Genomic DNA, 13,005 nt, shown 5'->3' with positions numbered 1-13,005 from the left:
GTTATTTCCCCTCCTTGGCTGCTTTGCTGCATCGTCCGCCACGGCCCAGTACGGCCACGCTGCCGTCGCTGTTGCGGAAAGTGGCTCCGGCTTCCACCACGCAGTGTTCGCCCAGGATGGCTTTCTCCACCACGGCATTCTTTTCCACCACGGTACCGGGCATGATTACGGAGTTGGTCACCCGGGCCCCCTCCTGGATGACCACGTCATAGAAGATGACGGAGTTGGTCACGGTGCCCAGCACTTCGGACCCTTCCGCAATGAGAGAGCTCTTGGCGGACCCCTTGGGACCGATGAAATGAGGCGGGAAATTCAGGTTGCCGGAATAGATGCGCCAGTCTTTGTTGCGCAGGTCCATGGGCGGTTCGTCGGCCAGCAGGTCCATATTGGCCTGCCACAGGCTGTCGATGGTGCCCACGTCCTTCCAGTACCCTTCGAACGGGTACGCATACAGGGCCAGCTGATCGTGGAGCATGGCGGGGATCACGTTCTTGCCGAAATCGTGGTCGCTGTGTTCGTCGGCGGCATCGGCCTTCAGGTATTGTTCCAGGATGCTCCGGTTGAAGATGTAAATGCCCATGGAAGCCAGGTTGCTTTCCGGTTTGGCCGGCTTCTCCTGGAATTTGGTGATCTTCATCTGGCCGTCGGCCACCATGATGCCGAAGCGGCTGGCTTCGTTCCAGGGTACCCGGATGGTGCCGATGGTTACCTGGGCCCCGTGCTTTTTGTGGAAATTCAGCATTTTGGCATAGTCCATGGAATAGATGTGGTCCCCGGACAGGATCAGGACATAATCGTCCCCCACCATATCCACGAAATTCAGGTTCTGGTAAATGGCGTCCGCGGTGCCCCGGTACCAGTTGCTGCCCCCGTCACTCTGGTAGGGAGGCAGTACGAAGGTGCCGCCCACGTCCGAATCCAGGTTCCAGGAACTGCCGTTGCCGATGTACCAGTTCAGTTCCAGGGGCTGGTACTGGGTCAGGATGCCTACGGTGGAGATACCGGAATTCCGGCAATTGCTTAACGGAAAATCAATGATGCGGTATTTACCGCCGAACAGCAGGCCCGGCTTGGCCAGGTCCTTGGTCAATACGCCCAGGCGACTGCCCTTGCCACCGGCCAGGATCATTGCCAGGCAATTGGATTTTCTCATGTCACTTCCTCCTTTGATTGTGCAGACAGGACGGCGCCCAATGAGGAATATCGTGCAGCAGTTCCTGCTGGATGGATTTTTCAAGAAAACACATTATAGCAATAATTATACAACTGTATGCACAGAAAGCCAACCGGGAAAACCTTACCCCTGGTCCTTTGCCGGGATGGTCCGGAGAAACTTCCGGATCAGCAGGGCAGCCAGTGTGAAGGCGCAGACATCGGATACGCTCTGGCACCATACCAGGCCGTCCAGCCCCCAGAGCGCCGGCAGTACCAGAAGGGCCGGCACCAGGAACAGCCCGCTCCGTCCGGCGGCCACTACCATGGCACCGGCTGTGCGGCGGGTGGTCTGCAGGCACATGTTGGTCAAAATGGTGAGAGGCACCAGCACGAAGGTATAGGCCTGGCAGCGCAGGGTCCGGGTGCCGATGGCGATGACCAGAGGATCATCCCGGAACTGTTCCAGGATGGGGGTGGCGAAGGAAATGGCCACCAGGGCAGCCAGCAGGGAAAACACCGTCCCCGCCTTGACGGCGAACCAGAACCCTTCCCGCAGCCGGCCAAATTTCCGAGCCCCGTAGCTGAACCCGCATACGGGCTGGAACCCCTGGCCGAAGCCGATGATCACCGAAGCTGCAAAGAAGCTGAGCCGGGTGACGATGCTCATGGCCGCAATGGCTGCATCGCCGAAAGCCCCGGCGGACACGTTCAGGAAGATGGTGGAAAGGCTCTGGGTGCCCTGCCGTACCAGGGAAGGCGCCCCGCCGGCCACGATTTCCTTCCAGATGGCCCGGGAGGGATGGATGTTCCCCAGCCGGATGGGGATGTTCCCTCCCCGCCTCGTCATGGCAAACAGGATACAGAAGCTGACTCCCTGGCTCAGGATGGTGGCCAGAGCTGCCCCGGCCACGCCCATGTGGAATTGAAAAATGAACAGCGGATCCAGAAACATATTCAGGAAGCCTCCGATGGTGATGCCTACCATGCCGAAAGCGGCACTGCCCTGGAAACGCAGGTGGTTGTTCATGACCAGGCTGGTTATCATCCAGGGGGCCCCCATGAGGACGATGCCCATATATTGGATGGCATAGGGCAGGATGGTGGGCGTGGAACCGATGAGCACGGCCAGCTGGGGCGCAAACAGATTGCCCAGAAACGCGATGAGGATCCCGCAGACAAAGGCATAGAAAAAGGCCGTGGAGGCCATCACTTCTGCCTCCGGACGCCTTTTGGCCCCCAGGAGACGGCTCATACTGTTGCCGGACCCCATGCCGAAGAAAAAGGCGATGGCATGGAGGATCGCCATGGTGGAAAAGGCCACCCCCACCGCCGCTGTAGAAGCGGTGTCCAGTTTGCTGACGAAATAGGTGTCGGCCATGTTGTAAAAACTGGTACACAACATGCTCACGATGGAAGGCAGGGCCAGGGAAGCGATCAGGGGCTTCACCGGCCTTTCCAGCATTTTTTTGTATTTTTGTTGTTCTTTTGTCATTTCAGCCGTAGCGCATCCCACCATTCTGTCCGCCGGGGCAGGCGGACTCAAGAGTTATGATACTCATTATAACATAAAATCAAAAGAACCCATCCCCAAAGGGACGGGTTCAATATATATTGTGTCCCCCTGGAAGGGGAAAGGACAAATACTTTTCTTATTTCCCCAGCGCGTCGGCCTGCACAATGGCGGCGTACAACTGGTCTTCCGTCACGTCGGCCACCATGTTGTGGATGCTTTCGCCGGGTACGCAGGCGGCTTTGGCGATCTGGCGGATCTGCTCATCGGTGGTGATCCCCAGTTCGGCCAGGGTGGTGGGCAGACCCACTTCTTTGCAGAAGCCCTGCACATCCCGGAATTCGTCCTCTTCCACCCCTTCCAGCACCAGCTGCACCAGGGTGCCGAAGGCTACGCAGTTGCCATGGGGCGCACTGTGGCCACCCAGGGAAGTGATGCCGTTATAGAAGGAATGGGCGCAGGCCAGGCCGCCGTTGTCGGCGCCCACTCCGGACAGGTACACATTGGCCTCGATGATGGCATCCAGGGCCGGGGTGACCACCTGTTTTTCCACGGCCATTTTGGCCTGGGCACCGTAGTTGCGCAGGGTCTCATAGCACAGTTCGCACAGGGCCATGGCGCTGCGGGTAATGCCGCCGTTTTCCAGGCTGGGAGCGTCGGTGCGGTAGCAGGCCCGGGCTTCAAAATAAGTCCCCAGGGCGTCCCCCATACCGGCCACCAGGAATTTCACCGGAGCATGGGCGATGATGTCACTGTCCACCAGCACTCCGTCCGGGTTGTTGGGATAGAACAGATAGGTGTTGAAGGAACCGTCATCATTGTAGATCACGGACAGGCCGGTACAGGGAGCATCGGTAGCCACCACCGTGGGGATGATCACCACCCGCTTGCCTTCATAGTAGGCCGTGGCCTTGGCCGTGTCGATGGCGGAACCGCCCCCCACGCCCACTACCACGTCGATGGATTCCTCCCGGACCATTTTCCGGAACTTCTCGATTTCTCCTACGCTGGAGATGCCGCCGAACACCTCATAATGGCGGTGGGTATCAGAATCGCCAAAGCCCTTTTCCAGGGGATCGTGACAGGTACGGTTGCCGCTGCGGCTGCAGATGAACAGCCAGTTTTTGCCCAGATCCTTGAAGTAATTGTAGAATTCCAGCAGGGCCCCTTTGCCCTGTACATACTTTAACGGTGCACGCATCAAACGAAGTCTTGCCATACGTATCTCCTCCTTGGATCCACCCGTCTTCCTGACGGGTTCTCTTATTTGATATCAGTATACCATATTTTGAAGGATTTTAACAATAATTATTAATTTATAAAACAATAACTGGAAATGGCCGGAGGATCTGGAAAAGGAATTCCGGCCGTGACTTTACTGTTCTGTCACAGTACTCTAAATTATCTGTAGGCGAATGTTCGGAAATATGCTACAATAAGATTGCAAAGTTTTTACACTTTTTTTACACATACTTTACAAAGGAGGAACTTGTTATGAAACTGAAGAAATGGCTGGCGGCTTCTGCCCTCTGTGCGCTGACGGTAGCGGTGGCTGCCTGCGGAGGAAAGACGGCCCAGAAGAACCAGGGAGAATGGAAACCCAAGAAGGACATCAAGGTGATCGTTGCGTACAAGGCCGGGTCCGGTACGGATACCGGGGCCCGGGTGCTGTGCAAGGACGCGGAGAAGTTCGTGGGCAAGACCCTGGTCATCGAAAACAAACCGGGTGCGGATGGCAAAATCGGCTGGACGGAACTGGCCAAGGCCAAACCGGACGGCTATACCATCGGTTTCATCAATCTTCCCACCTACACCACCCTGGCCCTGGCCAAGAATGCTCCCTTTGATGACAAGAGCATCGTCCCCATCTGCAACCACCTGAAGGAAACCGGTGTGGTAGTGGTCCGGAAGGACAGCAAGTTCAACAGCCTGAAGGAACTGGTGGAATACGCCAAGGCCCATCCCGGCGAACTGAAGGCTTCCACCAACGGCGTGCAGGCTTCCAACCATACGGCGGCCCAACTGCTTTCCACCACGGCCAAATTCCAATACAATGCGGTGCCCTACGGCGGTACGGCTGACCAGCTGCTGGCCCTGCGTCAGGGCGAAGTGGATTTCTCCTGCGCCAAACTTGGCGATGTGGAACCTCTGATCCGCGGCAACAACCCTGCCCTGAAACTGCTGGGTGTGTTCAGTGAAAAACGGCTGGATGCCTACAAGGATGTCCCCACCCTGGGTGAACTGGGCTACTATAACAAATGGTATGGTTCTGCCCGTGCTCTGGTGGCACCGAAGGGCACTCCGGAAAACATCATCAAATTCTACGAAGACGCCTTCAAGATGACCATGACCGATGAACAGACCATCCGGGATCACAAGAACGCCGGACTGGAACTCCATTACATGGACAGCAAGGAACTGGGCAAACTGATCCAGGAACAGATGACCTTCTGCAAAGACGTGGTCAGCAAGCTGTACACCAATGCGTGACTGACTGGCAGGCCGGGAGCTGCCGGAGGGCGGCTTCCGGCCTTTGTATAAGAACCCACCACCAGCCATACGGCTGGTCCCCCGCCCTTGCAATGGGCGGATAGAAAGGTGAAATCAAATGAAAAAATCGGAACTTAGTGTAGTGATCTTTATGCTGGGGTTCTGTGCCTTCTTCTTTTACGAAACACTGCAATTGCCTCCGGCGGCACAGAGCTACCCCAAATTCGTCATCGGCCTTCTGACCGTGCTGACCCTGATGCAGCTGGTCAAGATGGGCGTAAGCGGCCATGGCCACTATAAAGTGGTCAACGACCTGCCAGAAGTCTGGAAGGGCTTCCTGTCCAGGCAGTTCTTTACCTTTTTCTTCGGCTGTATCAGCTTCTTTGTGCTCATGTACCTGGTTGGTTTCTATCTTTCTGCCATCATCTATCTGGTTGGCATGATGCACTATTTCCACATTGCCGGAAAGTATATGGCCATCACCGTTGCGGTACTGATGGTCCTGATCTATGTAGTGTTCAGCGAGTTCCTGGCCGTGCCGCTGCCGGACGGGCTGCTGCTGGAAGAAATCCTGTGAGAAGCGGAGGAATGGACAAATGGAAAATCAATATGCATTGATGGCCATGGGGTTCCTGAACGCACTCACGCCCATGAATATCGTCATCATGATCGCCAGTGTGACCATGGGGATCATCATCGGCTGCATGCCGGGTCTGTCGGCGGCCATGGGCGTGGCATTGCTGCTGCCCCTGACCTTTGGGATGGAACCTTCGGCCGGTTTGATCATGCTGGGTGGCATCTATTGCGGAGCCATTTTCGGGGGCTCCATTTCGGCCATCCTGATCCACACGCCGGGCACACCGGCTTCGGCGGCCACGGCCATCGACGGCTACGCCATGACCCTGAAGGGCAAGGCCGGGAAAGCGCTGGCCACAGCCTGCATCGCCTCCTTCTGGGGCGGTCTGCTGAGCTGCATTTCCCTGTATTTCTTCGCCCCGGCCCTGGCCCGGCTGGCCATGGAATTCGGCAGCCCGGAATACTTCTGGCTGAGCCTGTTCGGCCTGACCATTATCGCCGGCATCAACACCGATTCCATGATCCTGGGACTGATGAGCGGAGCCTTCGGGCTGGTACTTTCCACCATCGGCATGGACCCCATGCAGGGGGTGGAACGGTTCATGTTCGGCCAGGATTCCCTGTATAACGGCATCAACATCACCTGCGCTCTGATCGGGCTGTTCTCCATGAGCCAGGCCTTCATCCTGGCGGAAAAGGCCATTGTGAAACGGGCCAAAGCCGCCAACTTCAAGGACAGGATCATGCTGAGCCTGCAGGAAATGAAGCAGATCACCCCTACCGTGATCCGCAGCTGGATCATCGGCAACATCATCGGCATCCTGCCCGGAGCCGGTGCCTCCATCGCCTGCTTCCTGGGCTATAACGAAGCCAAGCGGTTCTCCAAACATCCGGAGGAATTCGGGAAAGGTTCCATTGAAGGGATCGCCGGGTCGGAAGCAGCCAACAACGCCGTGACCGGCGGTTCTCTGATCCCCACCCTGACCCTGGGCATTCCTGGGGAAAGCGTGACGGCCGTCCTGATGGGCGGGCTGATCATCCATGGGCTGCAGCCCGGACCGGAACTCTTTACAAAGTATGCTCCCATGACGTATACTTTCTTTGGCGGTTTCGTGGTGATCCAGTTCTTCATGCTGGCCATCGGCCTGTTGGGCTGCCGGCTGTTTGCCAAGATTGCCCGGGTGTCCGATGCCATCCTGATCCCCAGCATCTTTGTGCTGTGCGTGGTGGGTTCCTTTGCCATCAACAACAGTGCCTTTGATGTGAAGGTCATGTTCGTCTTCGGCATCATCGGCTATCTGATGCGCAAATGCAACATGAATACGGCAGCGGTGGTGCTGGCCCTGATCCTGGGGCCTCTGGGCGAAAAAGGATTGCGCCGCAGCCTGAGTCTGTCAGGCGGCGATACAAGCATCCTGCTCTCCACCAACATCTGCAAGATCCTGCTGGCCCTGTGCCTGCTGAGTCTGCTCTCCCCCTTTGTGATGAAGCTCTTCAAGAAGGAAAAGAAAGCCGATGAAGCGGTACTGGAAGCAGAAGACAAAGAGATCCGGGAAGCCGAAAAGGAGAAGAAAGAGTAGTCATCTCACATCAAAAGGCCCCTTGCGATGGAAGATGCGCAAGGGAAATGATCAGGGGCTGTCGCATATGCGGCAGCCCTATTTTGTTTCGGAGGATTTTCATATGAACGAACAAACCCGTGTGGCGCTTTTGGGCATTATTGTGGAGGACCCGGATGCGGTGGAAGCGCTGAACGCCATTTTGCATGATTTCGGTCCCTATGTGATCGGCCGGATGGGCATTCCCTACCATGCCCGGAACATCCACATCATCAGCGTGGTGCTGGACGCTCCCCAGGACATCATCAGCAACCTGTCCGGACGCATCGGCAAACTGAAGGGTGTTACGGCCAAGACGTCCTATGCAAAGGTGGATGGGGATCATGGGCTCCCTGAGAAGTAAACTGCAGGTCCTGCTTCCCTTTGTGGTGGTGTTGCTGCTTTGGAAGGAGGCCACGGACCAGGGCCTGTGGAGCAGCTACATCCTACCCTCCCCCCAGCGGGTGTGGGAGACCACCATCCATATGGTGCACAACGGGGAACTGGCCAGACACATCGCCATCAGCCTGCGGCGCATCCTGTGGGGCTTTGGCTGGGCGTTTGCAGCCAGCTGCATCCTGAGCAGCCTGAACCTGCTGTTTCCCCGGTTGCGGCACTGTTACAGCGGCCTTCTGGAGGTGTTCCGTCACGTACCGCCCCTGAGTCTGATTCCTCTCCTGATCCTGTGGTTCGGCATCGGGGAGCTGCCCAAGACCATCATCATTGTGCTGGCTTCGTTTTTTCCCATGTATCTGAACATGGACGACGGATTCCGCCGGTGCGACCGGAAGCTGCTGGAAGTGGGCCGGATGCTGGGGTTCACGCCCTGGCAGACTCTTTGGAAGATCCGGCTTCCGGCGGCCCTCCCCGGCATCCTCACCGGACTGCGGGTGGGCATGGGCTACAGCCTGCGGGCCATCATCGGCGCAGAAATGATCGCCGCCGACAGCGGGCTGGGGTATCTGATCCTGGACGCTCAGGCCATGAGCCGCAGCGACAAGGTGATCATCGGGATTCTGGCCATCGGAGCCCTGGGGCTGGGGCTGGACGGGGTGTTCGCCCTGGTGGAGAGGAGGCTGCTGCGGTATGAGCGGAACTGAAATCACCTTACAGCATATCAGCAAAGTCTATGGCTCCCGCACCGTCCTCCACGACCTGGACCTGACCCTGGATACCGGGGAATGTACGGTGATCCTGGGCAAATCCGGGTGCGGAAAGACCACCTTCCTCCGTCTGCTGGCAGGGCTGGAGGAACCTTCTTCCGGCACCCTGAAGCGTCCTGCAGGGCTGAAGCTGGGTATGATGTTCCAGGAGGCCCGGCTGTTCCCCTGGCTTACCTGCCGGCAGAACATCGCCCTGGGCCTGCCCCGGAGGGCGGATCCCGGAGAGGTCGACCACTGGCTCCAGCTGGTGCAGCTGACCGATGCGGCGGACCAGTATCCCCACCAGCTTTCCGGAGGCATGCAGCAGCGGGCTTCCCTGGCCCGGACTCTGGCCATGCACAGCCAGCTGATCCTCATGGATGAACCCTTTGCAGCCCTGGATTACTTTACCCGGGCCCAGTTGCAGCAGGAACTGCGGACCATGCAGCAGCAACTCAAAAGGGGCATCGTGCTGGTGACCCACAATGTGGACGAAGCCCTGACCCTGGGGGATCGGCTGCTGATCCTCCGGCAGGGCCGTTTTGCCCGGGAGATGCACCTGCCGCCAGGTCCCCGTGACCTGCTCTCTCCGGAACTGATCAAGGCGAAACGCAGCCTGCTGGCTGCTTTGGCATAAAAATCTCCAACCAGAAAGAAAGGATCTGACAGAATGATGATGAAAAAAAAGTGGATGGCATGGCTGGCGGTGGGGGCTCTGACCCTGGGCACCCTGGTGGCCGGCTGCGGCAGCGATAAGACGGCCCAGAAGGCCGCTGCCCCCAAAATGGACAAGGTGAGCATCACCTATGTGCAGGCGCCTCTGAACGTGCCTTCCATTGTGGAAAAAGCCAACCAGAGCTTTGAAAAGAAGTTCAAGGAAAAAGGCGTTACCGCCGGCTACAGCACCATCACTTCCGGTGCCGATCAGACGGCGGCCCTGGCCAGCGGCGACATCCAGTTCCTGAACTGCGTGGGCGGTTCTTCTGTGCTGTTGTCTGCGGCCAACGGGAACGACATCAAGATCATCAGCCTGTATTCCCAGGCTCCCAAAGCGTTCAAACTGTTCTCCAAAGACGGCAGCATCCAAAGTGCCGCTGACCTGAAGGGCAAGACCATTGCCGGACCCAAGGGCACCATCCTCCACGAACTGCTGGCCGCCTACCTGCAGAAGGCCGGCCTGACCATGAAGGACGTGAAATTCGTTTCCATGGGGCTGCCTGCCGCCGCTTCCGCCATGGAAAACGGTTCTGCTGACTGTGCCCTGCTGGCCGGCCCTCTGGCCTACAACGCCGAAAAGAAGGGCATGCATGTGGTGACCACCGGCGAAGGACTGGTTTCCGGCCTGACGGTGACCGCTGTCAGCGGCAAGTTCTACAAGGAATACAAGGATCTGGTGGACACCTTCCTGGCCGTCCAGAAAGAAACCCTGGACTTCATGCAGAAGAACCCGGACAAGGCCCTGGAAATGACCGCCAAGGCCACCGAGCTGAAACCGGAAGCGGTCAAAGACATGTATCCGCTGTATGACTTCAGTATGAAAATCACACCGGAAGCCATCGAATCCCTGAAGAAGACCCAGGATTTCCTGGTTGCCTCCGGCATGATGGAAAAGAAGGTCGACGTGGACGCGCTGTTTGTGAAATAAATTGAAAAAGTCACTAGTCTCTAGTCACTAGCCACTAGCCATAGGAAAGGACCCGCCCTGACGGACGGGTCCTTTTACTTTTGTGTTATCTATTCAAAAAATTTGCCTGCAAATTTTATCCTCCAGCTAGAGACTGCAGACCAGTGACGAGTGACAAAAAACCGCTGCAGCTTGTGCAGCGGTTTTTTCATACTCAGCGCGGTTCCACCAGCAGTTTGATGGCCGTACGTTCTTCGCCGTCGATGTTGATATCGATGAATGCGGGGACACAGACCAGATCCATACCATGGGGTGCCACGAACCCACGGGCAATGGCAACGGCTTTCACGGCCTGGTTCAGAGCGCCGGCTCCAATGGCCTGGATCTCAGCTTTGCCGTTTTCTCTCAATACTCCTGCTAACGCACCTGCTACAGAATTCGGATTGGATTTTGTCGAAACTTTTAGTACATCCATGATTGTTCCCCCTCATCTTTTTGTGGGATTTCAGGAAAACGTTCATTCCCTCCTGTCCCAATCTTGACTCGGAGGCGCTTAACGTTTCCCAAAATCAATTTATGGATATTATAACATATATTCTGGGAAAAGGTTACATTAATTTTTAATTTTACAAAAGAATTACGAACTTTTTATCAGGATTCTTTTTTCAGGAAGTACAGAAGAAGCGCTGCAAGGGTTTTTGCATCAAAGATGTCTTCTGTCAAGACCATTTGTCTCACTTTTTCTTCGGGCAGGGTTACAACATCCAGGAACTCGTCCGGATCCGGATGCTGCCGGCCCTGGTGGAGTCCTTTGGCAAGGAACAGATGGATGGTTTCATCAGTAAAGCCCGGCGTGGTGCAGATGGAGGTAAGTTTGGTCCAGCTGTCGGCGGTGAGACCGGTCTCTTCGGACAGCTCCCGTTTGGCACTGGGCAGGAATTCCTCCCCTTTTTCCAGTTTGCCTGCCGGGATCTCGTAGATCACCGAATGGACAGGGTACCGGTACTGCTTCACGAACACCATGCTCCCGTCTTCCGTCACCGGCAGGATGCCCACAGCACCCGGGTGTTTGATGTACTCCCGGGTAGCACCGTCCCCGTTGGGCAGCCGCACCTTGTCCACGAACAGGTGCAGCAGTTTGCCGCTGAAGGCTTCCTCACTGGAAAGCTCTGTTTCGTCCAAACGATCCTCATGCATGGTTTTCATGGTTACCAAACTCCTTCTTCTTGTACTGCGCGGCCATGGCCAGCAGCTCTTTGGCATTGGCCCGGGCCGACCGGGAGGCATTGGTGCCCCCGGTCATGCGCATGATTTCCTGGATGCGTCCCTGGGTATCCAGGACCTGCACCTGGCTGGTGGTGCTGCCCTGCTCCGTGCTCTTGCTGATATACAGCTGGCGGTCGGCGAAGCAGGCAATCTGGGCCAGGTGGGTGATGCACAGCACCTGCCGCCGGTGGGCGATCAGGGCCATTTTTTCGGCCATTTTCTGGGCGGTGACGCCCCCCACCCCGGTATCGATCTCGTCGAAGATCATGGTGGGCACTCCGAATTTTTCCAGCAGCACCGTTTTCAGGGCCAGGGCGAACCGGGACAATTCCCCGCCGGAAGCAATCCGGCCCAGGGGTTTCAGGTCCATCCCTGCATTGGCTGAAAACAGGAACACCACCTGGTCCTGTCCTTTGCCGTGGCATTCCGGCAGCCGGGTGAACTGCAGATCCACCCGGCCTTCGGGCATGGCCAGATCCCGGATGTGGGGCAGCAGGTCCTTGACCAGCTGGGTGGCCGCCTTCTTCCGGGCCCGGGTCAGGGTGTCGGCTTCGGTCTGCATTTCCGCCTTCAGCAGGGCTTCCTGTCTGCGCAGCCGGGCCAGGGTGGATTCCAGGCTCAGCAGTCCTTCGTATTCGTTCTGGGCCTTCTCTCGATAGGCCAGGACTTCCTCCAGGCTGCCGCCGTACTTCTGCTTCAGCCGGTACAGCTGGTCCAGCCGCTCCTGGGCCGCTTCCAGGGTCTCCCGGTCATCGTGGTCGGCGGACAGGATGTCCCCCAGGCTCTGGCGCACATCCTCCAGGGATTCCCAGGCAGAGGACAGTTCCTCGGCGATGGGCTGCAGTTCCGGCGCATAGGACACCACCCCTGACAGGGTGGCCTGGGCGTTGTTGATGGCGTCCAGGGCGCTGGGCATGGTGTCATCCCCGCCCTCCAGCAGGTGATGGGCTTCCCCTACCGCCTGGAGGATCTTCTCCTGGTTGCTCAGCTTCCGCACCGTTTCCCGCAGGGCTTCGTCCTCTCCGGGCTGGATGTGGGCATCGTCGATTTCCTGGATCTCCTCTTCCAACCGTTTCAGGTCCTCGGTCTGGTGGGCGTCCTTCAGGAGCCACTTTTTCACCGTTTCCCGGGCCTTGTCGTAGGCCACGAATTTTTCCTGGTACCGTTCCAGAAGGGGCGGCAGGCTGGCGTCGTAGCTGTCCAGCACCGAAAGGGCCGCACCGGGGGCCAGCAGGGTCTGGTTCTCGTGCTGCCCGTGGATATCCACCAGCTGGGCAGCCAGCCGGGCCAGTACGTACACCGGCACCTGTCGTTCATTCACATAGGCCTGGCTCTTGCCGGAGGCGGTTACCTTCCGGCGCAGGAACAGGGTATCATCCCCCAGGTCCAGATCCAGTTCCCGCAGGATGTCGTGGACCGCCACCAGCCCTTCGATGTCGAATACCGCCTGGATCCAGTAGGCATCCGCCCCCTGCCGCAGATAATCCACACTGGCCCGGCTGCCCAGCACAATGCTGAAGGCGTCGATCAGGATGCTTTTCCCGGCCCCGGTCTCGCCGGTGAATACATTGAAGCCGGGGGTGAAATCCACCCGCAGATGATCGATCAGGGCAAAATTATGTACTTCCAGACTGGTCAGCATGG

13 protein-coding genes are annotated in these 13,005 nt (G+C 57.6%); 7 read left to right on the top strand and 6 right to left on the bottom strand.

Going from position 1 to position 13,005, the window contains the following annotated elements; translation table 11 throughout:
* Nucleotide 1: 1 nt before the first annotated feature.
* From BQ5462_RS07520 to BQ5462_RS07510, 3 genes are all read right to left on the bottom strand, one after another.
* The gene (locus BQ5462_RS07520) at nucleotides 2–1,153 is read right to left on the bottom strand and encodes a glucose-1-phosphate adenylyltransferase (RefSeq protein ID WP_071142740.1); all 1,152 of its coding nucleotides are present in this window, start codon (nucleotides 1,151–1,153) and stop codon (nucleotides 2–4) included.
* A 144-nt stretch (nucleotides 1,154–1,297) separates the two neighbouring features.
* Nucleotides 1,298–2,647 (bottom strand): MATE family efflux transporter, encoded by a 1,350-nt coding sequence (locus tag BQ5462_RS07515; RefSeq protein WP_071142739.1) that lies wholly within the window; start codon nucleotides 2,645–2,647, stop codon nucleotides 1,298–1,300.
* Nucleotides 2,648–2,804: 157 nt separating this feature from the next.
* Nucleotides 2,805–3,884, bottom strand: coding sequence for a glycerol dehydrogenase (locus BQ5462_RS07510; RefSeq protein WP_071142738.1), 1,080 nt, complete (start codon nucleotides 3,882–3,884; stop codon nucleotides 2,805–2,807).
* 275 nt (nucleotides 3,885–4,159) lie between these two features.
* On the opposite strand from BQ5462_RS07510, the gene BQ5462_RS07505 reads away from it, so the two are divergent.
* The 7 genes from BQ5462_RS07505 (at nucleotide 4,160) to BQ5462_RS07475 (ending at nucleotide 10,116) form a co-directional block, all read left to right on the top strand.
* Nucleotides 4,160–5,155, top strand: coding sequence for a Bug family tripartite tricarboxylate transporter substrate binding protein (locus BQ5462_RS07505; protein WP_071142737.1), 996 nt, complete (start codon nucleotides 4,160–4,162; stop codon nucleotides 5,153–5,155).
* 118 nt (nucleotides 5,156–5,273) lie between these two features.
* Nucleotides 5,274–5,732: a tripartite tricarboxylate transporter TctB family protein gene (locus BQ5462_RS07500; RefSeq protein ID WP_071142736.1), complete on the top strand. Its 459-nt coding sequence runs from the start codon at nucleotides 5,274–5,276 to the stop codon at nucleotides 5,730–5,732.
* A gap of 19 nt (nucleotides 5,733–5,751) precedes the next feature.
* Nucleotides 5,752–7,311 carry a tripartite tricarboxylate transporter permease gene (locus BQ5462_RS07495; protein ID WP_071142735.1) on the top strand — a complete coding sequence of 520 codons (1,560 nt, stop codon included), beginning with the start codon at nucleotides 5,752–5,754 and terminating at the stop codon, nucleotides 7,309–7,311.
* Nucleotides 7,312–7,414: 103 nt separating this feature from the next.
* Entirely contained in the window at nucleotides 7,415–7,693 is a 279-nt protein-coding gene (locus tag BQ5462_RS07490) for a TM1266 family iron-only hydrogenase system putative regulator (RefSeq protein ID WP_071143343.1), read from the top strand.
* Nucleotides 7,674–8,429, top strand: coding sequence for an ABC transporter permease (locus tag BQ5462_RS07485; RefSeq protein WP_071142734.1), 756 nt, complete (start codon nucleotides 7,674–7,676; stop codon nucleotides 8,427–8,429). The genes BQ5462_RS07490 and BQ5462_RS07485 overlap by 20 nt, the downstream gene beginning before the upstream one ends.
* Nucleotides 8,416–9,108 (top strand): ABC transporter ATP-binding protein, encoded by a 693-nt coding sequence (locus BQ5462_RS07480; protein ID WP_071142733.1) that lies wholly within the window; start codon nucleotides 8,416–8,418, stop codon nucleotides 9,106–9,108. The genes BQ5462_RS07485 and BQ5462_RS07480 overlap by 14 nt, the downstream gene beginning before the upstream one ends.
* Nucleotides 9,109–9,141: 33 nt before the next feature.
* The gene (locus BQ5462_RS07475) at nucleotides 9,142–10,116 is read left to right on the top strand and encodes an ABC transporter substrate-binding protein (RefSeq protein ID WP_083378107.1); all 975 of its coding nucleotides are present in this window, start codon (nucleotides 9,142–9,144) and stop codon (nucleotides 10,114–10,116) included.
* Nucleotides 10,117–10,309: 193 nt separating this feature from the next.
* Here BQ5462_RS07475 and BQ5462_RS07470 read toward each other — a convergent pair whose 3' ends face one another.
* The 3 genes from BQ5462_RS07470 to recN all read right to left on the bottom strand — a co-directional run bounded on the left by BQ5462_RS07470 (nucleotide 10,310) and on the right by recN (nucleotide 13,003).
* A complete protein-coding gene (locus BQ5462_RS07470) occupies nucleotides 10,310–10,570 on the bottom strand; it encodes a stage V sporulation protein S (RefSeq protein ID WP_071142732.1) in 261 nt (86 codons plus the stop codon).
* 176 nt (nucleotides 10,571–10,746) lie between these two features.
* The gene (locus BQ5462_RS07465; protein ID WP_071142731.1) at nucleotides 10,747–11,301 is read right to left on the bottom strand and encodes an NUDIX hydrolase; all 555 of its coding nucleotides are present in this window, start codon (nucleotides 11,299–11,301) and stop codon (nucleotides 10,747–10,749) included.
* Complete coding sequence (gene recN, locus BQ5462_RS07460; RefSeq protein ID WP_071142730.1) at nucleotides 11,285–13,003, bottom strand: DNA repair protein RecN; 1,719 nt, start codon at nucleotides 13,001–13,003, stop codon at nucleotides 11,285–11,287. The genes BQ5462_RS07465 and recN overlap by 17 nt, the downstream gene beginning before the upstream one ends.
* Nucleotides 13,004–13,005: the final 2 nt, after the last annotated feature.

It is taken from the genome of Acidaminococcus timonensis (assembly GCF_900106585.1).
Classification (GTDB): domain Bacteria; phylum Bacillota; class Negativicutes; order Acidaminococcales; family Acidaminococcaceae; genus Acidaminococcus; species Acidaminococcus timonensis.
This window is presented reverse-complemented; position numbering and strand designations above follow the sequence as displayed.

Excerpts from the sequence above, each read along its gene's own strand:
- recN (WP_071142730.1), bottom strand. The coding sequence starts at position 13,003 with ATGCTGACCAGTCTGGAAGTACATAATTTTGCCCTGATCGATCATCTG.
- BQ5462_RS07520 (WP_071142740.1), bottom strand. The coding sequence starts at position 1,153 with ATGAGAAAATCCAATTGCCTGGCAATGATCCTGGCCGGTGGCAAGGGC.
- BQ5462_RS07490 (WP_071143343.1), top strand. The coding sequence starts at position 7,415 with ATGAACGAACAAACCCGTGTGGCGCTTTTGGGCATTATTGTGGAGGAC.
- BQ5462_RS07500 (WP_071142736.1), top strand. The coding sequence starts at position 5,274 with ATGAAAAAATCGGAACTTAGTGTAGTGATCTTTATGCTGGGGTTCTGT.
- BQ5462_RS07485 (WP_071142734.1), top strand. The coding sequence starts at position 7,674 with ATGGGCTCCCTGAGAAGTAAACTGCAGGTCCTGCTTCCCTTTGTGGTG.
- BQ5462_RS07475 (WP_083378107.1), top strand. The coding sequence starts at position 9,142 with ATGATGATGAAAAAAAAGTGGATGGCATGGCTGGCGGTGGGGGCTCTG.
- BQ5462_RS07510 (WP_071142738.1), bottom strand. The coding sequence starts at position 3,884 with ATGGCAAGACTTCGTTTGATGCGTGCACCGTTAAAGTATGTACAGGGC.
- BQ5462_RS07470 (WP_071142732.1), bottom strand. The coding sequence starts at position 10,570 with ATGGATGTACTAAAAGTTTCGACAAAATCCAATCCGAATTCTGTAGCA.
- BQ5462_RS07480 (WP_071142733.1), top strand. The coding sequence starts at position 8,416 with ATGAGCGGAACTGAAATCACCTTACAGCATATCAGCAAAGTCTATGGC.
- BQ5462_RS07465 (WP_071142731.1), bottom strand. The coding sequence starts at position 11,301 with ATGAAAACCATGCATGAGGATCGTTTGGACGAAACAGAGCTTTCCAGT.
- BQ5462_RS07495 (WP_071142735.1), top strand. The coding sequence starts at position 5,752 with ATGGAAAATCAATATGCATTGATGGCCATGGGGTTCCTGAACGCACTC.
- BQ5462_RS07515 (WP_071142739.1), bottom strand. The coding sequence starts at position 2,647 with ATGACAAAAGAACAACAAAAATACAAAAAAATGCTGGAAAGGCCGGTG.
- BQ5462_RS07505 (WP_071142737.1), top strand. The coding sequence starts at position 4,160 with ATGAAACTGAAGAAATGGCTGGCGGCTTCTGCCCTCTGTGCGCTGACG.